The organism is Sphingopyxis sp. MC1, from assembly GCF_000371385.1.
In the GTDB taxonomy this organism is placed as follows: domain Bacteria; phylum Pseudomonadota; class Alphaproteobacteria; order Sphingomonadales; family Sphingomonadaceae; genus Sphingopyxis; species Sphingopyxis terrae.
The window spans coordinates 67,928-93,272 of the sequence record NZ_AOUN01000015.1 but is presented as its reverse complement, the minus strand read 5'-3'; the positions used below and the strand labels follow the sequence as shown (position 1 = coordinate 93,272).

The 25,345-nt window shown below is 57.3% G+C and carries 27 protein-coding genes; 9 read left to right on the top strand and 18 right to left on the bottom strand.

What is annotated here, in order from left to right; translation table 11 throughout:
• Positions 1 to 199 precede the first annotated feature (199 nt).
• From EBMC1_RS18205 to EBMC1_RS18520, 5 genes are all read right to left on the bottom strand, one after another.
• The gene (locus tag EBMC1_RS18205) at positions 200 to 2,341 is read right to left on the bottom strand and encodes an ATP-binding protein (protein ID WP_040590515.1); all 2,142 of its coding nucleotides are present in this window, start codon (positions 2,339 to 2,341) and stop codon (positions 200 to 202) included.
• The gene (locus tag EBMC1_RS14915; protein ID WP_003049622.1) at positions 2,338 to 2,763 is read right to left on the bottom strand and encodes a hypothetical protein; all 426 of its coding nucleotides are present in this window, start codon (positions 2,761 to 2,763) and stop codon (positions 2,338 to 2,340) included. Before EBMC1_RS14915 ends, EBMC1_RS18205 begins: the two co-directional genes overlap by 4 nt.
• Positions 2,760 to 5,207, bottom strand: a complete 2,448-nt coding sequence (locus EBMC1_RS17960; RefSeq protein WP_196795434.1) for an integrase catalytic domain-containing protein — start codon at positions 5,205 to 5,207, stop codon at positions 2,760 to 2,762. The genes EBMC1_RS14915 and EBMC1_RS17960 overlap by 4 nt, the downstream gene beginning before the upstream one ends.
• Positions 5,208 to 5,374: 167 nt before the next feature.
• Entirely contained in the window at positions 5,375 to 6,139 is a 765-nt protein-coding gene (locus EBMC1_RS18525) for a hypothetical protein (RefSeq protein ID WP_156001360.1), read from the bottom strand.
• On the bottom strand, positions 6,136 to 6,285 hold the full coding sequence (locus tag EBMC1_RS18520) for a hypothetical protein (RefSeq protein ID WP_156001357.1): 150 nt from the start codon (positions 6,283 to 6,285) through the stop codon (positions 6,136 to 6,138). Before EBMC1_RS18520 ends, EBMC1_RS18525 begins: the two co-directional genes overlap by 4 nt.
• A gap of 158 nt (positions 6,286 to 6,443) precedes the next feature.
• Between EBMC1_RS18520 and EBMC1_RS14895 the strand changes: the two genes are divergently transcribed.
• Both EBMC1_RS14895 and tcmP read left to right on the top strand, forming a co-directional pair.
• On the top strand, positions 6,444 to 7,175 hold the full coding sequence (locus EBMC1_RS14895; protein ID WP_040590509.1) for a DUF5131 family protein: 732 nt from the start codon (positions 6,444 to 6,446) through the stop codon (positions 7,173 to 7,175).
• The gene (gene tcmP / locus EBMC1_RS14890; RefSeq protein ID WP_003049609.1) at positions 7,172 to 8,332 is read left to right on the top strand and encodes a three-Cys-motif partner protein TcmP; all 1,161 of its coding nucleotides are present in this window, start codon (positions 7,172 to 7,174) and stop codon (positions 8,330 to 8,332) included. The genes EBMC1_RS14895 and tcmP overlap by 4 nt, the downstream gene beginning before the upstream one ends.
• A 234-nt stretch (positions 8,333 to 8,566) precedes the next feature.
• On the opposite strand, the gene EBMC1_RS14885 is transcribed toward tcmP, so the two are convergent.
• The 12 genes from EBMC1_RS14885 to EBMC1_RS14830 form a co-directional block, all read right to left on the bottom strand.
• Entirely contained in the window at positions 8,567 to 9,355 is a 789-nt protein-coding gene (locus EBMC1_RS14885; protein WP_003049606.1) for an HNH endonuclease, read from the bottom strand.
• On the bottom strand, positions 9,352 to 10,284 hold the full coding sequence (locus tag EBMC1_RS18200) for a DEAD/DEAH box helicase (protein ID WP_231292942.1): 933 nt from the start codon (positions 10,282 to 10,284) through the stop codon (positions 9,352 to 9,354). Before EBMC1_RS18200 ends, EBMC1_RS14885 begins: the two co-directional genes overlap by 4 nt.
• Positions 10,285 to 10,508: 224 nt before the next feature.
• Positions 10,509 to 13,094 carry a Zn-binding domain-containing protein gene (locus EBMC1_RS14870; protein ID WP_003049597.1) on the bottom strand — a complete coding sequence of 862 codons (2,586 nt, stop codon included), beginning with the start codon at positions 13,092 to 13,094 and terminating at the stop codon, positions 10,509 to 10,511.
• 591 nt (positions 13,095 to 13,685) lie between these two features.
• Positions 13,686 to 13,979, bottom strand: a complete 294-nt coding sequence (locus EBMC1_RS14865) for an ArsR/SmtB family transcription factor (RefSeq protein WP_003049595.1) — start codon at positions 13,977 to 13,979, stop codon at positions 13,686 to 13,688.
• 229 nt (positions 13,980 to 14,208) lie between these two features.
• Complete coding sequence (locus EBMC1_RS18515; protein ID WP_156001351.1) at positions 14,209 to 14,922, bottom strand: Pycsar system effector family protein; 714 nt, start codon at positions 14,920 to 14,922, stop codon at positions 14,209 to 14,211.
• Positions 14,919 to 16,511, bottom strand: coding sequence for an adenylate/guanylate cyclase domain-containing protein (locus tag EBMC1_RS18510; protein ID WP_156001348.1), 1,593 nt, complete (start codon positions 16,509 to 16,511; stop codon positions 14,919 to 14,921). The genes EBMC1_RS18515 and EBMC1_RS18510 overlap by 4 nt, the downstream gene beginning before the upstream one ends.
• 140 nt (positions 16,512 to 16,651) lie before the next feature.
• A complete protein-coding gene (locus tag EBMC1_RS14850; protein WP_003049582.1) occupies positions 16,652 to 17,575 on the bottom strand; it encodes a TIR domain-containing protein in 924 nt (307 codons plus the stop codon).
• A complete protein-coding gene (locus tag EBMC1_RS14845) occupies positions 17,572 to 18,270 on the bottom strand; it encodes an adenylate/guanylate cyclase domain-containing protein (protein ID WP_003049580.1) in 699 nt (232 codons plus the stop codon). Before EBMC1_RS14845 ends, EBMC1_RS14850 begins: the two co-directional genes overlap by 4 nt.
• Before the next feature lie 305 nt (positions 18,271 to 18,575).
• Positions 18,576 to 19,007: a hypothetical protein gene (locus tag EBMC1_RS18195; protein ID WP_081611220.1), complete on the bottom strand. Its 432-nt coding sequence runs from the start codon at positions 19,005 to 19,007 to the stop codon at positions 18,576 to 18,578.
• A complete protein-coding gene (locus EBMC1_RS18505) occupies positions 19,004 to 19,285 on the bottom strand; it encodes a hypothetical protein (protein WP_040590502.1) in 282 nt (93 codons plus the stop codon). Before EBMC1_RS18505 ends, EBMC1_RS18195 begins: the two co-directional genes overlap by 4 nt.
• A gap of 1 nt (position 19,286) precedes the next feature.
• Positions 19,287 to 19,463 carry a hypothetical protein gene (locus tag EBMC1_RS18500; protein WP_156001342.1) on the bottom strand — a complete coding sequence of 59 codons (177 nt, stop codon included), beginning with the start codon at positions 19,461 to 19,463 and terminating at the stop codon, positions 19,287 to 19,289.
• Complete coding sequence (locus tag EBMC1_RS14830) at positions 19,460 to 19,834, bottom strand: hypothetical protein (RefSeq protein ID WP_003049577.1); 375 nt, start codon at positions 19,832 to 19,834, stop codon at positions 19,460 to 19,462. Before EBMC1_RS14830 ends, EBMC1_RS18500 begins: the two co-directional genes overlap by 4 nt.
• An 80-nt stretch (positions 19,835 to 19,914) precedes the next feature.
• On the opposite strand from EBMC1_RS14830, the gene EBMC1_RS14825 reads away from it, so the two are divergent.
• The 4 genes from EBMC1_RS14825 (at position 19,915) to EBMC1_RS14820 (ending at position 21,385) form a co-directional block, all read left to right on the top strand.
• Positions 19,915 to 20,211 carry a hypothetical protein gene (locus tag EBMC1_RS14825; RefSeq protein WP_003049567.1) on the top strand — a complete coding sequence of 99 codons (297 nt, stop codon included), beginning with the start codon at positions 19,915 to 19,917 and terminating at the stop codon, positions 20,209 to 20,211.
• Positions 20,212 to 20,350: 139 nt separating this feature from the next.
• Positions 20,351 to 20,830, top strand: a complete 480-nt coding sequence (locus EBMC1_RS18495; protein ID WP_156001339.1) for a hypothetical protein — start codon at positions 20,351 to 20,353, stop codon at positions 20,828 to 20,830.
• Positions 20,831 to 20,924: 94 nt separating this feature from the next.
• Positions 20,925 to 21,077 carry a hypothetical protein gene (locus EBMC1_RS18490; RefSeq protein ID WP_003049564.1) on the top strand — a complete coding sequence of 51 codons (153 nt, stop codon included), beginning with the start codon at positions 20,925 to 20,927 and terminating at the stop codon, positions 21,075 to 21,077.
• The gene (locus EBMC1_RS14820; protein ID WP_081611215.1) at positions 21,074 to 21,385 is read left to right on the top strand and encodes an SOS response-associated peptidase family protein; all 312 of its coding nucleotides are present in this window, start codon (positions 21,074 to 21,076) and stop codon (positions 21,383 to 21,385) included. The genes EBMC1_RS18490 and EBMC1_RS14820 overlap by 4 nt, the downstream gene beginning before the upstream one ends.
• 185 nt (positions 21,386 to 21,570) lie before the next feature.
• On the opposite strand, the gene EBMC1_RS18695 is transcribed toward EBMC1_RS14820, so the two are convergent.
• Positions 21,571 to 22,440, bottom strand: coding sequence for a hypothetical protein (locus tag EBMC1_RS18695; RefSeq protein WP_196795436.1), 870 nt, complete (start codon positions 22,438 to 22,440; stop codon positions 21,571 to 21,573).
• Between EBMC1_RS18695 and EBMC1_RS14810 the strand changes: the two genes are divergently transcribed.
• The 3 genes from EBMC1_RS14810 to EBMC1_RS14800 all read left to right on the top strand — a co-directional run bounded on the left by EBMC1_RS14810 (position 22,424) and on the right by EBMC1_RS14800 (position 25,344).
• Positions 22,424 to 23,278, top strand: coding sequence for a PDZ domain-containing protein (locus tag EBMC1_RS14810; RefSeq protein WP_231292941.1), 855 nt, complete (start codon positions 22,424 to 22,426; stop codon positions 23,276 to 23,278). The genes EBMC1_RS18695 and EBMC1_RS14810 overlap by 17 nt on opposite strands.
• Positions 23,279 to 23,508: 230 nt before the next feature.
• The gene (locus tag EBMC1_RS18690) at positions 23,509 to 24,264 is read left to right on the top strand and encodes a hypothetical protein (RefSeq protein WP_003049552.1); all 756 of its coding nucleotides are present in this window, start codon (positions 23,509 to 23,511) and stop codon (positions 24,262 to 24,264) included.
• Positions 24,265 to 24,426: 162 nt separating this feature from the next.
• Positions 24,427 to 25,344, top strand: coding sequence for a 3'-5' exonuclease (locus EBMC1_RS14800; protein ID WP_003049549.1), 918 nt, complete (start codon positions 24,427 to 24,429; stop codon positions 25,342 to 25,344).
• Position 25,345 lies beyond the last annotated feature (1 nt).

The following is a 25,345-nucleotide window of genomic DNA, read 5'->3' as shown; positions in this document are numbered from 1 at the left end:
CTGTATCCTGAGGACGCGAAGGGAACAGGCTGGGGGAAAGTCGGGCTGTCAGCCGTAAGGCGAAACGGGCAACACGGGAGCGCAGCGAATGGATCGGGCCGCCCGTTGACGGGACGATGACGACAGCCACATTCGCGGCTCAGTCTCAGGGTGCAGTGGAAGGAAGGTCTGGCAGCAGTTGGATTGGCAAATGACTGCGTTAGCCGGTAGCGTCGGGGCTTACGTTTTCCCAGCTCGTCGCAATGTCCGCCCAATTGGGTACCGAACCGGCTGTACCTAGCCAAGTATCCCAAAACTTGGGGTCATGCGAGCGAGGACGCTGAGCCTTGGGCAAGTCGCGCACTTTCAGCAGCACTGGCGTCGGGACCGCCCAACCAAGAAGTATGGCTTGCTGAGAAGGTAGGGTCGGTAGCTCACCAAGCAAACCGCCCAATGCGTCCGGCACGAGACGGCGCACGAGATTTTGGTCAACGTCGTTCACAATCCGATGGAGTAGAAATGAATTGCATTGGGCGAGAACCGTTGGAGAAAGCTCTGATGGGCGTTGCGAGGCAAGGAGCAACCCCAATCCAAACTTACGACCTTCCCGTGCGATCCTCTCGAAGGCCTGCCGACAAAGGTCGGTGGCCTGCGCGTTCGCTCCTGCGTCCGTATCACGTCGAACGAAGTTGTGGGCTTCCTCCAACACGAGAACGGTTGGAAGTGCTTGACCTGTCGCGTTAATGTGCCGCTGAAGTGCCTCAAAGACTAGCCGTGCAATTACGGCCACAGCGATGTGCACGACATCGGAAGGGATTAGGGACAGGTCGAGAATTGCGACGGATTCAGGAAAGTCTTCACTTGGTCCTAAAAATGCCGAAAGCCATTTGGTAAGGGATTCCGCGCCATCTGTGGCTATAACTGGCTTCAGTCCTGAATCGCCAAGATTGATCTGAATCCGATTTATCAGCGGCTCGACGTTGTTCAGGGCTTGCCCGCCCGTCGCCATGGCGACCTCGCGAATGCAGTCTGGAAGCGCATCGACGTCGAAACGGACAGGGGCATCCTCGCTAATTTCTCCATGGGTAGCGGTAATGGGGAATGCGTTGGTAAGGGAACGAAGTGCCTCTAAAACTTTCTGCAAATCGGCAGGCTGGAAATCGTTGTACCCTGAGGAATTTTGGGTCGTCCAGTGACGCTGCGCTCTGACCGTCTCGATCGGATCGCGAATGCTGGCGATGGCAGCAGCGAGACCAGCGACGTCGTCTCCATAGTTGGCAAGCGTCTCTTCGTCCGATTCCGTCAAACCTTTCAGCCCTTCCAGAAGAGAGCCGAAGTCTCGATTTCGGGGAAAGCCCGCAACGCTTTGTGGTAAGTCAGCATAGAGCTGCTCAAGCTGGCGGACGTAGCCACTATATCTGCGGAGCGCTTGCGCCTTGGCAGTCGCAACGGAAGAACCCGCATTGCGCAGCTGCCGAAGTGCCCGAAGTAAGATTGGCCTTTGAACACCTGGCTGGGCAGCGGTAAAAGCTGCCCATTCTTGACCGTTCCACAGCCAACCTGGGACTGTCAGCGCGTTCGCGCCATCCTTCCCACCTACAGCAAAGCGGCGAACAGGTAACAATCCGTCCGAAAATGCCTGAGAATATTCTCCGTTAGGATCAAGAATGATGAATCGAGCATTGGGCGGCAGTGGCGGATCTGATTCCGCGGGAGTAGGCTCACCATCTGCGGAATCCACCTTCTTGTCGGGAACGCTTTCAAGCGCCCAACGGATGATGCCCGCTACGGAACACGATTTGCCGCTCCCTGTATTCCCGAGCACTGCTAAATGACGACCGAAAAGTTTATCAGGATGAACCCAAACACGGGCGTTGCCCGCAAACGGAGCAGTCCCCACTTGAATCAGGCGATCATCCGATTTGGCCTCGACGATCGATCGCAATTGAGTGGCGGTTGGCAACAAGACAGGATCGCCAACTGACGGAAGCACTGGAACGCCTCGTTCTAAAGAGAATTGGGGCTGGCCGTCTTCATCATTCTTCTCGCGAAGCAAGGTACCAAATGGGATCGCGGCAAGCGTGCGAGCGGGGTACGGCAAGTCAACCAAACCCTCCGCCTTTTGCCCTGCGACAGGTTTGGCGCGCACGATAGAAATTTCTTTAATGACGGCAACAACTGCCCCCGTCTCATTGGGTATGAGGATATAAGCATTGACGCGGGGAAAGCCCGACGGCGAACCAGTGTTTAGTGCAATTGCTTGGGGCGTTTCGTTGAACAGAGATATTTGCAACGCTTCCGCTGACACTGTTTCGACGCGCCCAACGGCTAGTGTCCCGATCCGTTCAACAAGAGTCGTCATGCGCCCTCGACGCCAACATCGGCTTCCTGTTTCTTGGCCTTGCCGCGTCGTTCAACAAGTTCTCCCATCCTAATAGTAAGTGGGTCGATTGCAGGTTTCGGGAGATAGTTCTCAACGAGCTGACGAAAATCCCCGAAGTGCTTTCCGAGAAGAAGCGTAAGCTGCTGCGGGCGACCAACGCGCTTTATGAACGAAGCAATCCGGTCATGCGGCTTCTCGCTCCAAGCGAGAACAACGAGATGTGTTGATGGTATTGTCAGCATGTCGGCGATGACCCTGTTCACATGGTCGTCTCCGAAGCCATATCCATAGGTGACAAGCACATGGTTCGGCTGACAGATTGAGGAAGAAAAGTCGCGAAAAAGGTCAGCATAGGGATAGGAAGCGGTCTCAACGTCTTTGACCGCGTTCGGATAGATCATGACGGAATCGCGCGGACTCGCCGGAATGGCGGGGTGTGCTGCATCCGCTCCGAACGGCAGTCCCGTTCGAAACAGACGAGGCTTTTCGTATCGCCAATCCAGTGATCCGTGGAGCTTGGTGAAGTGAACGACACCCTCAAGGTGACGTGGTTCGCGGTTGCCGACGTATTCTGGTCAAACGGAACTTCGGACTTGCGCGGTGCGCCGAGCGCGCGCCGGTCCCCCTTCCCTGTGCGAGGCCGCGCGGCAGAAACACCGGGGCGTGGCGCCAAGATTTCTTGATCGAGCATCGTTAGTGCTGAGACATCATGGGCTATAAAGTCGTCGGTAGTGGCCGATCGCGCAAAATCGGTGTCGAGATGGACAATATTGCCGGTAATCGCGCGAACCCGCGGAATATCGTAGAGTCGAGCCAGCGTTAATCGTTCGCGATGCTTGGCACCCGGTTTGATCGCTCGAATGGCCGCAATCCGACGTGCGCGAGATTCTAGCCGCTCTGCCTCGGTATTAAAGCCCTTGGGGGTGATTTCGTCGTCCTCGGTCTCGGCGATGCGTTTGAGTTCGGCATCTGCCTTTTGAGGCGTGGATTTGCGGCGAGAAACTGCGGATGATTTGGGGGCGCCAGTGGCATCCGCTTTGGCCAGTTCCACCAGTTCTTTGTGAAACCAGAGAGGCATGCCATCGGCATAGGTCTCGTCAGCGCATTTGAGGTCTACGTAGGTTTTTGTCGTCTTGTCCCACACGTGGATGACGGCAATGTTATCTGGATCGAACTTAATCTTGGTATGGATCGTTGCATCGACGCGTTTTTGGCGTCGAGGTTCAAAGCGCAGACAGTTGTTGATCAGGCGCGGCACGCCAATGGCGCAGTGATACCGAAGGCCATTAAATACGCGCACCCCGCTTTTCGTGACCTTTACGTTCGACTTGGTCTCGAAGGTTTCAAGGCGGAATCGGCGAAGATCAGCCATCACGTCGATGCCGTGGCGGTTTGCTGACCGCTGCCATAAAAGAGCAGGCTGCAGATTGTTGATGCCCTCGTGCGGGTCAACGTGAAATTCCGCCGCCGTCTTGTTTGCGAGCGCTTCCAACTCATTCATGGTGGCCACCGCCTTGTCTGCGGCATCGTGACCAGAGCGGTCTGTCTCAGCGATAGGTCGGGTCGCGCCCGGCAGGTGCTCGAGCATGCGACGCTGGAAAGTGCCGATCGCCCGCTCGCCGATTGCGCGGTAGCGAGGCTTCTTTATCGGACAGAAACGCACGGAGAATGATCCGCACTTCGCTGCGTCCTCGAGGCCATGACCGGTGAACTCTCTTGCGTTATCAAGGATCAGCTCTGTCGGTTTCCCACAAATACGTTTGAGAATGGGATATCTAGCGGCATCCGCAGCTGGAGGCCGTTTCGGAAGGTTCATGCGGCGAAGGCACTCACATACCGTCCAGTAGCTGGGTGGGCGAAAGGTTATGACCCAAGCAACGATAGCTCGGCTATAAACATCGATTGCCAATGTCAGCCAAGGACGGCCGGCGACAACATCGCGCTCTAGGTCAACGACGACGAACGCGTCCAAAGGAGTGTGATCGATGATCACTTTTTCAAGAATTCGGCTCGCCCTGAGCGGCTTCCCGCCCCCGCGCATCGCGCTTTCCACCATCTGCTTGCCATCGCGCTCTGCAACGAATTCTGACCCATCGATTGCAATGCAGTCGCGACGAAAAGTAGCATAGCTGAAAAGCGGGTATGGAGTTTCGGGCTTCCCATACAGCGCGCTGCGCCCCTCATTCACCTCTATCAACTCTGCTTGGGCGAGCGAAAATGCCGCTTTCATGTTGATTCTGTCGTTGGCTGCCATCGCAACCATTGCGTGTTTGTTGCGGATCTCTTTTGGTATCTCGGCGTCGTGGGGCCTGCGCGCAACGTTACCACTGAGGCGGACAAGCAAGCGCAAATCGCGGGCACCTGGTTTGCCGCTCTTCATCCGCCAGCGCTTTATGTTCTCGGGACGATCGGGGTCGCCAAACTGCTCCTGCAGTTCCTCCCTCCAGTGTTCAGCCAGACCTTTCGCAATGGCGAGCACACCGTTTTTTACGCCTTTAGAGTCGAGCAATTCGACCTGTGCAATAACCTTGCGAATGCCCGGATCGAACACTTCTAGATCCGACAGGTCCCATTCGGCTCTCGTGGCGAGCGCCCTCGACGCGAGGACATTCTGCGCGAACTTGACCTCGATACGATCGTCGATGAGAAGGCGATCGAAATCGTCATGAGTGGGCATCATAGTGCCGCCGTTGCCATCTGGCACAAGGAACGGCTGGCCGGTGTGACAATCGATGATTGTAAGTCGGCCAGGTATATGCTGGACGGGCGGTCGATGTGGGCGGCCGTCAATCTCAATGATTGTGCCGACGGGATAATTATACTCGGGCAAAGGCAGATCGTTCACGCTATTTCTCCTCGTGAGGAGAGCGTGCGTCAGCATGTCGCCGACCGCAGGCACGATCTCGAATGAACCGAGCCTGCAAACCCGGAACGGGACGCCAAATGACGCCACGATTTCTGAGGGTCGCCACCCACGGGTGGCATCGGGATCAAGTCACACAGTGAATCCGATCAATGGATGCAGAGCGGTGTTCGGTTTGTGAGTAATGGGCGCAGGTCTATTTCGACCCGGCGCAGGACCGTGAGTCCCTGGATTATGGCGGCGCCCCGGGTGGGACATTGCGGATCGATGACCCGGGCAAGCTCGCCATATGTTGTGCTTGGGCCATTCTGAATGCCAAATGCCTCGAAGCGGCGCATGTGCTCTGGCCGAATGTTCACGAACCGGCGTGCTGCGAAGAGTTCGAGGTTATCCCGGTGAAAGCGATCGGCAACGATCTCGTGCGCCATGACAAGGCGAATTGGAATATGAAACCACATACGACCAACCACGATGCGAGGAGGCCCCGCCGCTGGCGCCGCTGTTCCAGCTCGAGCGGCCTTTATGTAGTTATTGATTGTCGATCGAGCTGGCGGTGAGATACCTGCTTCAGCGCATCGCTTTTCGATTTGGGGAGCAATCAGCGCAAGACTTGCAGTCGGACCAGCCTCGGCCAGCAGTTCTTGGGCAATCGAGACGGCGCGCTGATCGACATTATACTTTCGGTTAGCCGGACCGCGCTTCCCTACGACCAGCAGGCTGGCGTCCTGATGGTCCCGCCATACTCGCGCTAAGCGACAAAACTGGCTTCGGCTGAGACCGATCGAAGCCGCGATACGCAAGGTATCATTTGACGACGGGTTGGGAAGGCTCAGGTATTCGTTCAGAGCAGCAACACGGCGGCGAGCTTCAGGAACGCGCAGCGGGTCGATCCCCGAGAAGTCGGGTGTATTCATTTTTTCATGTCCTTTTTTGGATTTATTCGAATTTTGCGAAACGTCTTCGCGGTCAATGCACTGACGCCGACGATCGCCGTCCAGATTGCGCCGATGCGGCAAGTGCAGTTGGCACCTGTGGGTGTTTGACCATGCGCCAGCTGCATGGCGGACGGAGGCAGAGCACTAGATCGGGCCACCAAATATCCATGTAGTGACCCAACCGGCACAGAATGCTGTCAGATATTGGGGCGATCCCGCATGGTGTTCGTTGCAAGCCGATTCCTACTGTGGCATCGTTCTTCATGTGTTCTGAGGGAGTGCTATGGCGGACGGCAGTGCCATCGAATGGACGGATGCGACGTGGAACCCAGTGACAGGTTGCACGCAGATCTCTGCTGGGTGCGACAATTGTTATGCCAAGCGCTTCTCGGAGAGGTTCCGAGGAGTCCCCAATCATCCGTTCGAAGCAGGATTTGACCTTACCATAAGGCCAGAACGAATTGCTCAGCCGTTGGCGTGGCGTCGGCCGCGTATGATCTTCGTGAATTCGATGAGCGACCTATTTCATAAGCAAGTGCCCCGTGCCTTTATCGACAAGGTCTTCGACACGATGGAAAGAGCCGACTGGCACACGTTCCAGGTCCTAACGAAGCGTAGTTCGTTGATGCGGGATTATCTGAAGGCTCGTTACGGGGAACGGCTGGCGCCCGAGCACATTTGGCTCGGCACCTCCGTGGAGGATGCGAAGGCTAAATCGCGGATCGCGCAAATTCGCCAGGCGCCTGCATCCGTTCGCTTTCTATCGATAGAACCGCTGATCGCGCCTGTCGGCAGAATGGACCTTTCGGGCATTCATTGGGTAATCGTCGGCGGCGAGAGCGGGCCTGGCGCGCGACCGATGAATCCTGAGTGGGTTCGGGCGGTTCGGCGACAGTGCGAAGAGCAGGATGTCGCCTTCTTCTTCAAGCAATGGGGCGGCATCAGACCGAAGACCGGAGGGCGCGAGCTCGATGGCAGGGAATGGAACGAGATGCCGAGCCTGGTGGCGGCATGATCGATATCGAGGTCCCGCCGCACTATGTCGGTCGCGAGCAGGCCTTCGTCAAACATCATTTCCTGCGCAACTATCTCGAGCGCTTGGTTCATAAGATCGCCAGCGCCTACGACGAGGTCGTCTATGTTGATGGCTATTCCGGCCCGTGGAAGAGCGGAGGCGAGGCTTACACCGATACTTCGTTCGGCATCGCGCTGCAGAGCATGACTGATGCTCGTCAATCTTGGCTGGATATGCCCCAGCATCGGCGCAACGTCAGGATGACGGCTCATTTGGTCGAGAAGCAGACACAGCCATTTGCTGAACTTGAAACGATTGGAACCCTTTTCCCTCAAGTCACTGTCCACCCGCACCGCGGCGATTTCCTCAATGTGGCCCCAACTATCGCGGCGCGCATTCCAAGTCGGGCGTTCACGTTTTCGCTCATAGATCCCAAGGGCTTCAAACTCGACCTCGAAGAGCTTCGCCCGTTGCTGGCCCGGCCCCAGAGCGAGGTCGTGTTCAATTTCATGTTTGACTTCGCCAACAGGTTCACGACGCTTGAAAGCTTGGGTGACACCTACGACCGTCTTCTCCCCGGTATCGATTGGAGGCCACGCATCGCATCCGCTGACGCCGCGGGGCCGACCGAGCGTAAGGCTGCCTTCCTTGCATGCTTCAAAGAGGCGGTGAAATCGGTGGGCGGCTATAAATATGTCGCTGATGTCGACATCCGCTACCCTGGCACCAACCGCACTTTCTACTTCCTAGTGTATGGCACGCGTGAACCGCCGGGCATCGCCGTCTTTCGGGACTGTCAGATCAAGGCGTTGGAAGCGCAGTCGATGATTTCGGGACAGCGGTCGCTTCAAAAGCGGGAGACGGCCGGCCAAGGCTCGCTATTCGACAGTAGCTGGGAAACCGCGCCGGTGTCCCATCGCCAATTCCTCGACGAACAACGGGCGGCAGCAAGAATTTCCCTGATGGATATTGCCTCCGCTGAAGCCGGTATCCAGTGGGGCAAAGTCTGGCCAAGGCTTCTCGCCGACCATGCGATCCGGAAAAAGGACGCTGGGTCCATGGCTGCTGCCCTCAGGAAATCAGGCGAAATTGCCTTCAGCGGATGGGAGCCGAATAAGCGGGTTCCGTCAGATGGCTATGAATTGCGTAGTGCGTAATTTCTCGCTGTGACGTTCTCAGTGGTCAGGAAACGGGCAGGAGAAGCGTCGCCGTTATCTGGTAATTCGGAAAGCCTTCGCATCCGTCTACGTGGCCTTTTGCCTTTACCTGGTCCAGAGGCCATAACAATCTGGACTGCACCGCCTATCCGGATAGATGAGAGACGTTTTTCGCCGGAGCCGAACATGCTGCCAATGGTTGCCAGCGCACCAAGAGCGAGCCATTCGATCACGTCATGCTACCATTTTCCCCCGGAACAGGTTCCGCCTATGCCAGATTAGGCGCTCCTGCGTGGCATCGACCAGCACCAACGGGCTCGCTTCCTCGATGCGCAGTCCGGCGCGGGCGGCGCGGCTGAGCTCGCGGGCGGCGAGGACGCGGCCGCTTTCGTCGAAGGTAATCAGGCCGGCGTCAAAGGCTGCGTCCCACAGCGAGGAAAGCAGCAGGCCGTTATGGACGTTCAGGCGCTCCTCATCATTCGGGCAGTCGGCCCAGCGGATGATGTGCGATGCGCGCAGAAGTTCGGGGTCGGTGATGCCGGTCATCGGGCAGGTGCCGCGCCAGTAGGTCATCAGAGCGTCGCGGAAGATGTCCTGGCCCACGCGCTGGCGGATCAGGGCGTCCCGCTCGGTGGCGCCAATTTTGGCGAGCTCGTCCTTGAAACGCTCAAGCGGTAGCGTGGGGAGCGATAGGGCGAGTTCGTAGGCTCGCCGCACGCCTTCGTAGAGGTCATCGCGGCTGGGAAACGCGAAGGCGGCAACGTGGCCGCGAGCGCATGGATCCGCCTTTTCCGCATTCAACTCCCTCGCGACGCCGCTGTGCTGGACGGAGAGGAACCACGGTCCTTCGCTACCTGCGCTCGCAAGAGCGATTTCACCGGGGGCGCTGGCCGATTGCCAGAACTGCCAACCGTTGGATTCGCCCATGGCCACACGGTAGCCTTGCCCATTGGCAGCGCCTTGCAGTTCACTGCTGACGGCGAACGGAATGCTGGTCGCACGGAGGGCGGTCGACGCGGTCACTGTTGTCGATACCCTTCCGTGCGGGGGCGCATGCCCTGACGCATCAGTTCGTCATAGGCGGCGAGGACGAGCCGCTGAGTGCGGTATTCGCCATACTTGGCGATCTCGTTCTTCTGCAGCACGCGAAAAGTCTCACTGGGATAGTCGGCGCCCATGACGTCCTTTGGATCAAGGACGTAGCGCAGTTCTTCGCGATCCAGCCCGTAAGCCAGCGCATACCAAGCATCAATTTCGGCACGCAAATCGGCGCGACGACCTTCGTCCCATGTAAACGGTTCTGGACCCAGTGCGAAGTCGGGATGGATGAGGCCGAGCAGTCGGTCGTATGCGTCCTCATCACCCGAGTGGGGCGTCGCTGTCAGGAACAGCATGTGCCTTTCTTCGTCGGCTGCGAGACTTTGGAGCAATTCATAGCGCTGGTGCTTGCTTTTGCCCTGGTCGCCACCGACGCAACTGTGCGCCTCGTCCACGATTACCATTCCGGGGCAAGCGCGCGCGAACTCGTCCCTCCGGTTGTCGGCCTTGATGTAGTCAAGGCTGACGATAGTATAGGGGTAGGCTTCAAAAAGGCTCTGCGAGGCTGGAAGGCCCCGCTCAAGGGATCGAGCATTGGATGCGGTGACCTCGACTGCATCAAGATCGAACTTGGTCGCGAGTTCCTCGCGCCATTGCGATACGAGGTGGGGCGGACAAATCACGGCGAAACGATCGATCTGCCCGCGGTCGAACATCTCTCGCACGATCATGCCGGCTTCGATCGTTTTACCAATGCCAACGTCATCCGCGATCAGCAGGCGCTTCACCTCGAGCTTCAGTGCCATGAGAAGCGGCACAAGCTGATAGGCGCGCGGCTCGACGCCCAGCTGGGCAGCACTTCTGAACGGACCGGCACCGCGGCGCATGGCAAGGCGCAACGCATCTGCGAGCAGTCGGGCACCGTCCTGGTTATCGATGGCATCAGCGCGCGGCGGCGCGAATGTCGATGCTCTTACCGGCGATCGCTCGAGCGCAGGAACCAGCGAAATGACGTCCGCTTCAGCGCCGGACAAAGGGCGCAGGCGCATGATTGAGGGCATTTGGGACGGAAGGACCACCCATTCACGTCCTCGCGCAGTGACCAGAGTTCCTGGCCGGTAGTCGATTGCTTCCATTGTCACTTTCCGAAATATTGCGCGAGGTTGGCAGGGATGGTTGCCGGCGGGTCTGCCGGAAGATCAAGCACGTCGATACCGCGCGCGGTGCACGACGCGATCAGGTTTTCCGAAGCGCCACCTGGCACGGCCAGCAGAAGCTGGCCAGGCCAATACAGGTCGTGCTTGTGGCCATCGACGGTAGTTGCCGATGGGGCAGGCAATTCCCAGTCGTTTATCCGGCTGATCCATGGCCCGCTTCCACCGTCACGAGGTGGAGATGCGCGGTTGGCCTTCACGGTATCCGAGGCAGCCATGGCTAGGAGGAAATCGATAACCTTCCGGTTGGTCCTGTCGAGGTTCTCGTGATCCGGCTGGTTATAGTAGGACATCAGACACCGATAGCAGGCCTCGACGCAGGGATTGTTTCCATCTACAAATTCGCCCTTATCGTCGAACGTGTAGTGCATGAGTTCAAGCGCGCTGCGGGCCAGCGATTGCCAGCGGCCGGGAGTGTTCATCAGACGGCTGAGAACGCCGGCACCACCTTCGGTCGCTTCGTAGAGAAGCAATGCCCTGCGATCGTCTCTGTTGGGCATAGGTTCGCCGAGCATCTCTCCCTCCTCGAGCGACTCGCTGATCTCAATAGCGCGCACAAGAGCATGCTGGAGCGTCGCCATCTCAGGCAGATTAAATCCGAATGAAGGGTCGGGAATCAGCAGGAGAGAGTTTTTGTGGTCCTCGACAACCGGCACGATGCGCTGCTGACGCGACTTGCCTGGCTCGGCCCCCGTTCCGTCATCGTTGTTCTTGTCTGCCAGCCAGCGGCCCGTGAGTGGGTCGATGACAAAGCCGCAGATTGCCTTTTCAGCTCGGCGCTTCAGCCCCTTGTTGAGACGGGTGATTTTGGCGCGCCGGCCGAATGACAAAGCAGCGAGCGACGCCCCACCATGCTTCAGTCGTATGGTCTGGACATCACCCGGATCACCCGTCCATGCGAACACGGTCTGGATCTCGAAACCGCGCCTCTGGCGATCCTCATCGTTGGCGGTGATGCGAGCGGTTGGATAGGTTTCGACGTTCTCGATACGAAAGACAGAGTCAAGCCGCTCAGCCTCGCCGAGCGAACTCCCGCACGCTTGGCAGCGCTCGGCGACTGCCGAAGTTTCCGCCGCGCCGCATTGTCCGCATAGAAGCAGCGTCTCTGTCGCGAGATTGCCGTCATCGCTGCGGCGACCGGCCGGCAGTTTGGCCTTGGTAATGCGAAACGCGCGCCCCTCGTGGTAGACGAGGCTATTAGGTCCAAATTCCGAGATAGCGAGGAAACGCGGCCGCTGCAGCACCGCCGTGCCGCGCATCGCTGGGATGAAGGCGTAAAGAGGCAGCCGCGGGAAATTGTATCCAGGAAGGAAACCCTCGGTCGCCAGGTAGCGATAGGTGTAAAAGTCCGATCCGTTAGTTGCTCGTCCGTGCACTAACATCTCGAGCTCGTCAGCTGCCAATTTATAACGATTGGCCGCAGCCTTGCGCTCGCCGGGGGCGACATTGGTCTTGTTACGAACCTGATCGGCATCCCCCTGCTCGCGCAGCGCTCCGCGATACAGATCCCGCCATCTCTCGAAGGTCGTATCGAAGTCACCGCTTGCTGCAGCGATCACGCTCTCGATCAGTGTTTCCGGATCGGCCAGATCCGGGAATGCCTCGAGCTCGACATAGGGCGTAACCGTGTCGATGATGGCCTTGAGATCGAGTGGCAGCTGAGTGTTCTGCTTGGCCCGCTCGAAGGCGCGCAGATGCTCTTCCGCGACCGGAAAACCATCCGTGTTGTCCATATCAAGGTTCTGCGGGATCGATGCAGCTAGTGGCACACGTGCGGTTGCCAGCCATTCGGCATGGATGTGACTGGCGAGGAGGTCTCGGTTCGCGAGATCGAGCGCAGGGGGCTTAACCTGCCCCGCCACAAGCTGCTTGCGGTCGTTGAAATAATACTGATCGTGCGGCGACTGCGCTGCGCAGTAGGTTACGACGAGCGCTGCCTGGCCGCTTCTCCCCGCACGGCCTGCGCGCTGCGCGTAGTTGGCTGGCGTAGGGGGCGCGTTGCGCAGATAGACTGTGCTGAGCGCGCTAATGTCGACGCCGAGCTCCATGGTTGGCGAGCAGAACATCATCGGCAGGAAGCTGTCCGGTTCTTCCTTGTCCTTCATCAGTTCCTTGTTGGACAAAATGCGCTGGCGATCGGCCTCCTCGAAGCGGAAGCGGTCTTCGCGCCACTGCCTGACGTCATTTTCGACCTGCGCCGTGTGCTCTCGCGCCTCAAATGAGAACGTGAGCGCACCCGGCTCGCCGAGCGATGTGGCTACCGAAGTGTAGAGATCACGAAAGAAGGCATTGGCTTTCGCATCCTCTGACGATGGCATGGCGACGTGGAGCCGAAGGGCTGCCGGAGAGAGACGCCAGGCATCACCGCCGCCAATCGGGATCTTGCGCAGGATCTCGTGGGCTTCGGCGGCCTTGATCAACGTCGAGATGAAGTCGGCATAATGCTTTCGCTTCGGACCGTCCGCGCCCCACAGCCGGGAGTGGCATAGCGCTTTGCCAATCGCTGACATGTACCCTTGGCAAATATGCTAGCAAGCGCGGGGTCGAGATCGCCGCTTGCAACGAGATCAGTCACCTTGGGTCCTGATAGGTATCGCGGGTTGATCCCGAGCAAGGGCTCGGGCCAGAAAACCCCATCTTCGTAAATTTTCGACACCTGCGTGAGCAGGTCCGGAGCGCGGATATTCGCAAACGACCGAGAAAATGATTCGTAGGTTGCGATGACCTCCTTATCCAGATCGAAGACGTTCACTTGGAATCCTCCGATTCTTGTCCAACGCCGCACATGCTCGCACCGTTTTGAGAGGACCAAACGCCACACCCATCATCGTTGGCGCCGCTCCGAACAAAGGCGGCGAGCGTGGCGCTCTGACTGTTGTTTCTATTCGACATGCAATATTCCCTGTTTCCGCAGAGCGTGCAGACAATTTGTTCTAGGATGAAGTGCCTGTTTCCCAAAGTGATATTGGGAAAGGCAGTTTGTATTTCGCCTTTACGGCAACCAATCTCATCGCGTGCCCCCCACGGTTGCGCTCGGTGGCAGAGAGGCGCCAGAGAAACGAAGCGCGCCCGACGCTAAAAGAAATCAAAGTTTCCGATTATCAGGAGCGTGCATCGGACTTGCAGAGATTTCTAAGAAAGTCCGCCAGCTCATGTGCAACCTTGGGTATCGCACGATAAATCACGCTACGACCGATTTTTTTGGATTTCACCAGTCCTGCCTGCGACAATATTGCAAGATGCGCGCTCATTGCCGTGGGCGAAGTCTTTGTCGTTTCCGAAATTATGCCCGCAGGCATACCCGCATCGCCTGCGTCGATCAGCAGCATGAACACTGCGAGCCGCGTTTCCTGGCTCAAAGCACTCATCGCCATCCGGGCCTTTTTCTTTTCCATTCCGCCTCCTCAAACGAAAGCGTAGATCCGACAAGTGTGCGGGATTTACGTTCCATAGTTAAGAAGCATTAACTTACAACACTTCGCGAAGCATTGGAATATTAAAGTGGTCGCCATCTTGGCAGACATCGTCATGATCCGTCGGCACGGTGGCGCCGCTCTCCGCTTTCAGGCGATGTGGAGCAGGGTTTAAAACCCCTATGTATCTCAATCATTGAATCGCGATTGATCAACCTTTGAAAAATGGGATGCGGCCATGGATGGTCGCCGTGGCCGCCAGAAAAATGAACAATGGCACGAGAGAGATGGTTGTGGCGATGATCGCCTTTTTCACGCCTTCGTATTTCGCACACAGAATGTCGGCGTTTCGCCAAGTTTGTCCGATCAGATCATCGCGGTATTTTTCATCGCTGCACGCGATGACTTCGTCGCGATATCCAACTTCCGTTCGCTTTCGAATTTCGCCAAAGTAAACGAGACTACCTTCGCCTCCTCTGACATCGGGAAAGTTGGCTTTGAACAGGAAGATGTAAGAGGCGCCGAGTAAGGCAATGAAGGCCGCTCCCGGCACACTTACATACCAAAGCTTCAAATCTTCTGCCGAAACATTGAGAGCACATATCGCGAGGATCAGCGTGTTCACGCCAAACAATCCGGTTATGCGCGCTTCTTCGGCGCAGCGCACATCGATATAACGCAGGCCGAGACAGAATGTCTGATCGCCTTGGATATGCCGCTCGGGACAACGGATCGGCAGATCGGTGCCTGGAACCTCTTCGCGTGCTTTCGGCTTTGGATTGCCAAAGATATGCAGGCGAAGTCCATTCTTCTCCCACGGGGTCTTACTAACACGTGCGGAGCCTAGCAGCGCATCGCTGCTAAGCTTATCAACGAAAAACCAAATTGGAGCGGCATCAGCCAAATAGCGAAGAGCGGATTTCACCTGTAATCATGCGCTCGCATCGGGGGTGCCGCATCGGGCTCATGAGCCCGCATGGGATCTGGCTCCGCTCCGGTATTGATATACGGCGAAGGCATCATTCCCAGCAAAATCTCGGCAGTGTTCGCGTCCAAATTCTGGATTTTGCGCTGGACAGAAAAAGCCTCACGAATGTTTGCGGGTGAAGCCTGATATGCGCTCTCGCCCAGCGCAGTTTCGATGCCGCTGCAATCCCGTTGCTCTGCCTCGGAAACACAAGTGGCCCGGCTTGCAGCGACACGGACGCTTGCCTCACCACGCATTCCGAGCCGGCAAATGGGTGTGGTGCCATAGTCGATCCCTATTGCGAGACCGAGGTTATCAATGCCCGGCAGCATGTCGCGGCAGAGGTCGAAAGACGACCGCAAACCAGCAGCTGCTCCGACTGCTGTTTTCATGGTCGCCATCTGGTCAGTCTCGACTCTGTTGCCTTCCGCGACCAGACCATGAATGCAGTCGCCAATGTAGCGAACCTTTCGCCCCCCGAAATCGTCGCGGAGGACTGCTCCCAATTCTGCGCGGATAACATGAAGGTTGGCAACGGCCTGAGCGATCTGACCCGTCGCGATCGCGTTATCGATGTAGGCGGTGAAGTTATCGACATCGGCAAAAATCGAAGCCAGATCCATCCGTATCGCATTGCTTGGCGGATGGTCGGCGTAGATCACGTCTTTCAATGGCGGTTCTTTGTGGTGGAAGCGGAATACCGCTTCACCGCCGTCATCGTTCTTTCGAGCGTCGAGACTTTCCAATACCGCAGTATAGGCTTTCTCAAGCCGCTCGTTTCCGCTCCGTTGCACGTTCGCGGTCATGACATTGTCACGCAGATAGCCGTATTCGGCATCTTCCGTGATCATCACGCTCTTGGCGAGCGGGCTCGGATTTTGTCCCATAGCAGCCGCTGCCCGTGGACTGAGATTCAGACCCTCTTGATCGCCATCCGCAAGTTTGGCCGCGTGATTGGCCGGACTGCCTACAAAGAGCGGCTCGCGTTCGTCGCTTCGACCGGAATCGATTGCAACGGCGGGGCCACTGTCGATGCCGATACATACACGGGTTTGGAAGTTGGGATGATCTTCGCCAAGGCGCTCCACCATCTCGCGAAATGCCGCCGCGAAGGTCACCGCAACCCTTACACGCTCGCCCTCGTTTTCAGCCCCATCTGGAGCAAGGACCACGGCATGGAGGCGGGATCCGTGAAAATCGACTCGCTGCATTTCAAACTCGTCGATGAGTTCGTCGCAGCCACGGTAATGGGCGTGGAGAAATTCTAGGGCGCGGCGGTGACTTGCCTCAGTTTCCCGGCCCGCATCGACCAGCACATCATTGAAGTCGATAAGGTTGGCATAAACATGAACAGCGTTGGTGGTGATCGCCCGGTTTTGAGGGATGTCGATCAATGCAGCTCTTGCGGACGCGTCCAGAGCGGCTCCCTTTTGCACTCGAGCCTCGGTCAGAAAGGACCTGAAGTCCTCGACCTTAATGTCGCCCTCTGGAACGCTCGCCTTGAAATCGGAAATCCTTTTCCGGGCGCGGTCTTCACTCCATGCCATCGCTTGCAGCTCCCTGTTGACCGCGAATCGTTGCTCGACAGCGGCTGGATTATAATTAGAACATTACCAGAACGGATGCAGCATGACTAGGTCGCTCCACGAAAGATCATGCCGAAATGGATGTTTCGGCCGATACAGTTCTAGCCGTTGAACGGGCCCCACTCGTTGATATGGTCGCGCAAGATGTTGCATGCAGGAGCCATAAGGGCGGCAGCGTCCTTGCCCGGTTCATAGGTGTAAGGAATCGTGGTGATCCCGCTTAAATCGCTCGGCAATTTAATCTTGTCTTCGCGAGGCTCCATGAGAATTGCTCGCTTGCGTCCAAGCCTCCCCATGAAGAGACCGAGCTCGAAAACGACGTTGTCCCGCGGGGTGGGCCAGTCTTGGTTACGGAAAAGCGTCATATCGTCACTGTGTGCAACGGCGATGGCGAAGTCGGACTCATCTACCGCGCTCTCAAGCGATTCCAGCGGGTAGCTTGCGACCTTGAACACGCCATCGGTCCAGAGTGTCACCAGGAAGCCATCATGTGCCATTGCATTCTGAATGATCCGCGCGACTTCCAGCGCTTCGGCGGAGGAAATGACGAAGACCCTGATTTTCTCGCGATGGTTTCCGACCAGTTTGTTTCGTTCGAGTAAGCGTCGGGCGAGCGATCTGGCGATCACACGATAGATGTCGGAATATCGCGAGGCGAGTTCGGTCGTGTCGGCATGGCTTAGTCTGGCTACTAAGGAGGCCTCCGCAGCGACAACGTCTGCAGATCGAAGCTGAGTTGGTTCGACCACGACCATTTCACCGACGTTGTCTCCTCGGCCCCTAATCGCGACTTCACGGCCGTTGACGATAATTTTGAATGAACCCGCAATGATCAGGAACAGATCGTTATCATCAGCTCCTTGGGTGATGATCGCAGCGCCTTCAGGGACATCTACAAGCTCGGCCTTCGCAGCGATCTCAGCGGCCAGTTCGCGATTGCCGCAAACGATCGCCTGCTGCATCATTGCGTCAAATAGGTTTTCTCGTCCGGCGTCTCCGCGGAAACGGTCGATGAGTGTCGTCACGAGATTTCCTTCCAGTAGGTCGATGAATAGATCGGCTGGCCATCATGCTCGGTCCAGCTCCATTGTCGCCAGATGCCTTCTCCCTCCGGGCCGAGCTTCTGCTTATCGTGCAAAGAATCAAATACCCTCTTTGTTATCCAAGTCGGGTGCCCCTCATCGAGGGCTGTCAGCTTGGCGGCCAAATTTGCTGCGTTCCCAATCCAGACCAAATCATTGTCGCCGCGGACACCGGTTCTTGCAGCGCGGATTTCAGATGTGTCGATTCCTACGATATGACCAAGTTCATAATCGGTTTTCCAATTTGTTTTTAGCTTAGGCTGAATGATGTTTTTCACCGCATAGTTGATCTCGAGAGCACAGTTGACTGCACTGTTGCGCTGCGCGTCGCCTATGAAGACACCCATAACGCGGTCTCCGTCATACGACACGATCGACCCACCACGGTTTCGGATGAGGCGCGACGCCGCGTAGAGGAAAGTCTTGTAAACCTCGCCTGCGAAGTCCCACCGATGGCCCTCTACCAAGGCCGTCGACTTATCGAGATCGGCATAGAGCACCGTAGCAGTTTCGAAGCGGACGGCATCATTCGTCAGTTTTAGGTCTGCAGCGCTCGGGACAACAGTGCCGTTCCGCACAGTCCAAGTCGAACCGAACGTATCTTTGGCATTCTTTTTGATATCGTCGGCAACGCTCATACAGCATGTGTTCCTTCGTTAGCGAATTATGTCTCATGACCACGGAATTCACGCCACTAGGTCCGCTCCCGACCGCACTCACAGCCTTATTGTTGCCCAAAGAAAGGCGATAATGCTCCTTCGATTTATCATTATACCGGTAAATATGGTCGATTCTTTGTTCTTCATGCAGAATAGCTCAAGTTGAGCGACGCGTCTAAACTTAAAGTTTAGCGAAATCGCATCCACATTTTGGATCGGCAAAAATCGCCTTGAAGCCTTTGGCCTTGAGGCGCCCTTCGGCACGGAGCGTCAAATGCCCGATGTCAGTTGCAACGATGATCTCGCCAATAACGATCCCATTTCGCCGCAAAGCCGTCTCGCACCATTGCGCAGGAAATATCTCCCGATCGGGGCGAAGTGCAAAATGCGGCCGTGCGATTACCGCCCGCCGAACCAGCTGACCTGCATCGCATAACCGGCCCGACCACAATGACGTGACCTGTGGGGCGCACACCGCCACGGTCACCGAGCAATCGGACAAGATGATCTCGTGCCGCGATGGGATCGGCAGCGGGACAAGGATGCCCTGGACGACATGTCCCGTCCATCTCGCGAGTGGCGATACCGGAGAGTCGTATGTGCGGACCTTCCGCGCACCAGATTGGTCCATCGCCGTCCCACACCGCGGTTGGGGTGCAATCGAAGGTCTGCCCTGCGGGCACGATGGCAGCGGCAAGCAGAAGTGAGAACATCATCGCGGCTTGATACCATCGGGCCACGGCTCGTCGATCCCGAATTTCCTCGTCGAGCAGGATGGGACGAATGCGATGTCAGTGGGGTCGGGTCCGGCGCGACAAACGAACGTGCTGTCGTTGTCCACCTGGTTCAGCACGACGCTTACCAGCTTCTGCACATTCCAGTCATCCCGCAATTCGGGGACTGGATGTTTTCCTTTTCCATTCTTCCCGGCACGCATCGTTTTGATGGCTACATAGATACAGGTGCTGAGATAATCGCGATCAACACGGTGCATGTCAGTCGTCAAACAGTCGCGCCCGAATGTCTGACGCGGCTGCATTCAGCGTCGAGGCGCGAGTGCGTAAATCAACGTCGCCCGTTCGTCCTGCGCGATCCTTGAACCGCTCTGCCTTGCCTTCCAGGTAATCGGCGATGCGGTCCGCCTCTGGCTTACCGTTGTGACCCGGTGTCATAACTTGGTCGGATCCGTATCGTGGGTCTGCCATTCGCTTAGCGCCCATTCCGCAACGCCGAGCATAAGATAGGGTTCGGCGCGATTCGGCGCGAGCCGCTCAATCACTCGGCGAGCAGCGCCTTCAGCTTCTCGGCAAGCATTTAGATGCGCCATATTGAGGCCGAAGTCCGACGGATCAGCGCGGTCGAGGACGCCCTTGTCATCCATCGCTTCCAGCGTGAACTGCGCAACGCGAGCTTGCAGAGGCGACACGCCTTCTAGATCGAGCACCGCTAGCGCGGCAGCGGTCGCTTCGTCTCTGATCTCCGGTGCAACGTCATCGACATCCCATATCTCGAGGCCGCGATATTTGCGGTCGATCGTATCCATTTTTCCATACTCCGACTCGAATCTCTCTTGCCCATTGTTCCTCTTTTGTTCTCTTTTGTCGAGTCATGAGTCGGCAACTAGTGAACCCCATCAGCGACCTTTTCGACGTCGCGTGCAGGCATCATACCGTCCAAGTGTCCTGCAAGTGTGGGAACGTCGGCATCTTCGATCCGCACGCGCTCTGGTATCTGTTCGAGCGCAAGGGCTGGAACGACCGGCTACCCGAGGTGCGCAAGCGCATGCGGTGCCTTCAGTGCTATTTTGCGAAGCGAAAGCGAACGCTCGCAACGCTCGAACTGGTGAACATTGACCATACGCGGCAGTTGCCGATGCCTGACATCATTGAATGGAAGCGCCAACTACGGCGCCGCCGATAGGAACAGAGCGGCCGAGAGGTAAAGTTGCGCCTTCCCCAGATTACCAATCATTAGGGCGTGGATAATATGGCGATCCGACGATGGCGAAAGCAGAGGTCGCACTACCTTGGAAGTGAACTATGACAGGATCAGCGCTTCATTGGGATCGCTGCTGTTGGTATGGTCAAGGCTGGAAAAGTCTTTGCGCGACGAAGTCATTCGCTTTCATGGCTCCCTGCCGCCACGGGCTCACGGCATTGCAGCCGTCGTGCGAACTTGGGAAAGCGCAGTGATCGCGGCGCATCCAGGCACCTCACTGTGCCCTTCGTTGGCCAAGGTCGTGCGATGTCAGCTGCAAGGCTCCCTCGATATGCGAAATGGCTTATGCCACGGCCTGGTCGGCATCTCGGCGGAAAATGGGCAGGAGCCAGCCCAACTGCATTGGGAACTTAACGGCGAAAAGCATTCCATCACATGGGAGGATCTGCAGAAGTGCTTTCGGTGGTTGTCGGGACTGCGCCGGGCAATCAGCATAATATCCAACCCAACTTTGGATCGCCCGGGAAGCCGCGGAACAAACACGCCCGAGAACCGAGAATGGTGGCGGTCAGAGTTTGACCTCAAACTGCCAGAACCATGAAGGCGACACGCTGTAACTCGGAAGGTTGGAAACTTCCGTCGTCTTCCCACATCGAAACAGTTGACAGACCTCGACCTGGCGCCAGTCTATTCGCATGTGCAATCTCTACACCAACAAATCGACGGTGCAGGAAATGGCTTCGCTTTTCGCGACACCTGCGACCTACGGTTTCAATGCGCCCGCCGACGTCTATCCGCAGTATCCCGGCATTGTCGTTCGCGAAGATCACGGGGAGCGGGTAAGATGACCCGAACCTGGATCAGCGTTGCAGACCAGCCGGTTGCAGCATGGGCCGGACTTTGGCGACCCACTGTTGAATGGGGCAACGCATATACCGGCGTAATGGTCGATGCGACCAAAGAGCTTTGGGACATTCACGATCGAATGCCGGTGATCTTGCACCCTGACGCGCACGAGACATGGCTCCGCGCTGACGCGAAGGAGGCAATGAACGTCGTGACGCAATATCCGGCGGCGAAGCTGACGGTGGAGCGCACCAATGATCCATGGTTCGCCCGTAAACCGAAAGCGACGGAACGCCTGCCGTTGATTTGATGACCCGAAATTCAGTCGAGGAGTGTCGCGGCACTTCAAACTGAATCGGTCGGGGCCTCGCGAAAGGAGTTAGACACGGCAGACGACACGATGTCCGGTGTAGCTTTAAAACTCACCGATCTGGTGACGGTATAACAAGGATGCGGGCGACGCGCGTTCTTCAACCAATACCCACCAAGCTGTCATTACGCAGTTGCGACCGAAGCCTGTTCATGGCCCACAATGCGCATCGACTTGTGCATGAAACGCGCCTCGGGAATGAGCAACTCTTCTTCCTTTCGGTCGTTTAGAAATGCAGCGACGTCTTCCAGCTCGATTGTCATCGACAAGATCAATGGCTGCCCCATATTTCCCCATGATTCGGGCCAGGTGTTTGCATAGAATGACGCAATCTCGAAGCTTGAGGTCCAACTTACTCCGTCCGCGAGCTCCTCGAATTTACCTACGCCGCCGCGATAGACGGTTAGCGGAAACTCCATCGCGTTGAGCTGATCATTTTCGTCCGGCGTCATCAGATCCGGACCCCAGTCTTCTACGAACTCCTGCATCGTCCATTCTTCCCCGCCCGGAGAACGTGCAACAGCGCTAACATAAGATCCACGTCGGCCGACGCCTATGTAAGGCTCGCTGTCCCAAGCATGGCGCAGCGCACCGCTGATCATGGGCCTGTTCAAGGGCAGATCGCATGCCCAGGCTTCGATCATTGAAGCGACAAGTTCCAAACGCTCTCGATCGTTCAGCCGCAGGAAGATCGCCGCACCTTCTTTACGATCTCGGGCACAACCTTCGTCATCTAGACTATGAAGGCGGGAGAATTTTTTCGCTTGTTCGGCGAGGAATTCAGACGACATGATCAAGCTCTCTCCCGTTGGTGTATCTGGTCGATGCATCAACAATCTTGAGAAATGGTTGTCGTATTCCACGCGGTGAGTTTGAGATATGCGGGCAAAAGCCTGTGCGGAATTTTGGGGGATATAGGATATGAAATTTGGGCGGCTACTTTTTGTCGTAGCTTTGGCGCATGCGTCGGCGCCGGCGTTGGCGGACGAATTCATGGCTGTGACGCCTTCCGGCGCCGCGGAGATGCTATTTTCTGATCACGCCGCTGAAGTTGTCGGAAAGCTATCAAACAAGTGCATCGACGCCCGCTGGACGGTCATATCTTCGACCGCCACAGAACTTGTCTGCGAGGCCCCCCTGAACATGGGGCAGTCGGTGTTGGGGCAGATGCTCATGGGCAACAGCTACTCCACTCCACCGCGTCGCTTCTTCCGTTTCAATGTCGCGGAGATCAGCGGCGTGTCCCGAGTGCAGGCATCGGGATGGATGGAATTGCAGATGGCCTTCGGACAGATGAAGCGCACCGATTTTTCCGGACCCGAGTTTCAGAACGGTATTTTCTCGTTCATGAGCGCCGCCGGCGGAACATTCCCCGTCGGGACAAGGTTTCCGAACCACGTCATGATGGGATTCAAATCAGACGATTACCCGATGGGGAAAAATGCGGCGCTGAGAGTTACCGATGTTGATCCGGGAAGCCCTGCGGAAGTGGCCGGCATAAAGCCGAACGATATCGTGTTCTCAGTGGCCGGGAAGAAGTTCAAGCAATACGACGATTATTTGGACGCCACCGCCAAGGCCGCGCAGACCCCCACTTACGTTGTGGAACTGATGCGCGACGGTAAGCCAATGAAAGTGACTGTTGCACGGGCGTTCCGTCCTGACTGGACCGAGGTTGCTAAGCCAGCGCCAGATACAACCCCGGCGGCGGCTAAAGAGGTGGCAGCACCGTCGGTAGCCGACGAATTGGCTAAGCTCGCCAAGCTCCGCGATGACGGCGTTCTAACAGACGCCGAATTTGACGCGCAGAAGAAGAAACTGTTGGGCCTGTAGGGCGGTCATCGAAGCAGAGCTCTCGGCCCACCGGACATTCGTTTCTGCGATGTGCCCTTCGGAAAGCTCTTAAAATGAGGGTTCTCGCAATCCTGGTTAACCGATTTTAACATGCAATACTTCACGAACTATTGAAATATAAATTGAAGTTTCCATATGGTCATTCGTCAGCGGTGTCGCCCCGCTTTTGCATAAGAGGAAATGCCACTTCGGCGATCAGGAGACTTTCAATGGATCTCATGACCATTGCCCCGCAAACCATGCCCGGCAGCGCTACACCTATCGAAGTAGAGCCGATCGTTCTCGATCCACTTGCCGAAGACTGTCCATCTGATGACACCGCCATCATCACCACGCGGCGCGCAATTACACGCGTTGCTCTGGTTGCGGTAGAAACGGGAGGCCGCTTCCAGCGCGAGGGCATCGAGCATGACCCTATGTCATGGATGCTGGCTCCGCGGCGGCTGTTTGACGGCAGGGCGGCTATCGACGCGTGCCTCGAGCGCGAGCATTGTCTGCGCAGCATTCTCGTCCATGGCCTGTCACTTGGGCTCGACCTCGCTCCCACGGCTGTTGATAATCTTCTTTCAGACGATGAAGAGGACAAGCGCCGACGATCACGGCAATACATGTCGTCCAAACGAAAGTCGGGAAAAAAGGATCACCGCTCCGGTCGCCGGCCTTTGGCAGCACCCCGCTTGTTCACAGCGACCATCATCTATTCTAGCCGAAAGCTGATGCTTCAGGCGTTCCATGCCTCCATCGCACATGAGCCTTCCGAGATCTCGGCCCGATTGTGTGAACGCTTTGGACATTCGGCCGCAAATGTTGCCGACATTCGCGAAGGTTTCCACCAATCGACTCCAGTGGCGATGGCATTGGTGCAGGAGCCCGTCGCGGAACTTATCCGCCGCGTGGCACCTGAAGCAGATCATCCATTACACAATGATTTTGCAGTGACCATCGAGCAGCGCATCGACGTCTGATCCAAAATGAGGATGGTCGACGTCGAGCCTATGTCGTCGCGCGTCTTTTAAACGTCAGCATCCGGCAGCGCATCGCGGCCTGACAATATTCCTGGCCACGCCCGCCGTCCAACATGGGGGCGTTCGGCCCAGGCAAAGTTCCTTCAACGATCGGAGACACCCATGCAGGACGAGGTTCCTGATCCGGCTGCGCCGTGCGTGCCGAACGGCGATGACGATGTGCGCCTGCTGCGCCGGCTCGATGTCCGCGAGGGAGAAACCGGCGTCGGCGGCCGGGTCGATACCTTTATCGGCGTTGCCGTCGACTGCGAGACAACCGGTATCGGTGATGAGGACGCGATCATCGAACTCGCATTGCGGCGCTTCCGCGTCGACCCCGCTGGCGTGATCGTCAAGATCGACCGGCCATACTCGTGGTTAGAGGATCCGGGATGCGAACTGCCCGAGGACATTGTGCGCCTGACTGGCATTACCAACGTCGACGTGGCCGGTAAATCCATCGACGACGGGATAGCCCTGCGACTTCTCAAATCCGCTACATTTGTCTGCGCGCACAATGCCTCCTTCGACCGTCGTCATGTGGAACGCCGGCTACCAGAGGCTGCGGGGCTCGCGTGGTGCTGCAGTTGCAATGACATCGACTGGCGCGCCAATGGTTTCGACGGCCGGTCGCTGGGGTGGCTTCTTGCGCAGAGCGGATATTTCCACGGTGCGCACCGCGCCGTGGACGATGTCGACGCTGTGATCCAAATTTTACGACAGAATATGCCTGATGGCACGACTGCGCTCGCGCAGATGCTCACCACCGCCCGCGCGCCCAGCTGGCGATTCCGCGCGGTCGGCGCCTCCTTCGAGGTGAAGGACTTGCTTCGATTGCGGGGCTACCGCTGGGACGCTGCGAGCAATCCGAAATGCTGGTGGCGAGAAGTGCCCGACGCCCGTCGCGCCGAGGAGGAATGGTGGCTCGCCAGTCATATCTACTCGATGGAGGCCAATCCCCGAGCTCTTGGACCGATCATCGAGCGGCTGACGTGGCGGGAACGCTACGCACCGACAGCGCCGTCGAACCGACCGCCATGAC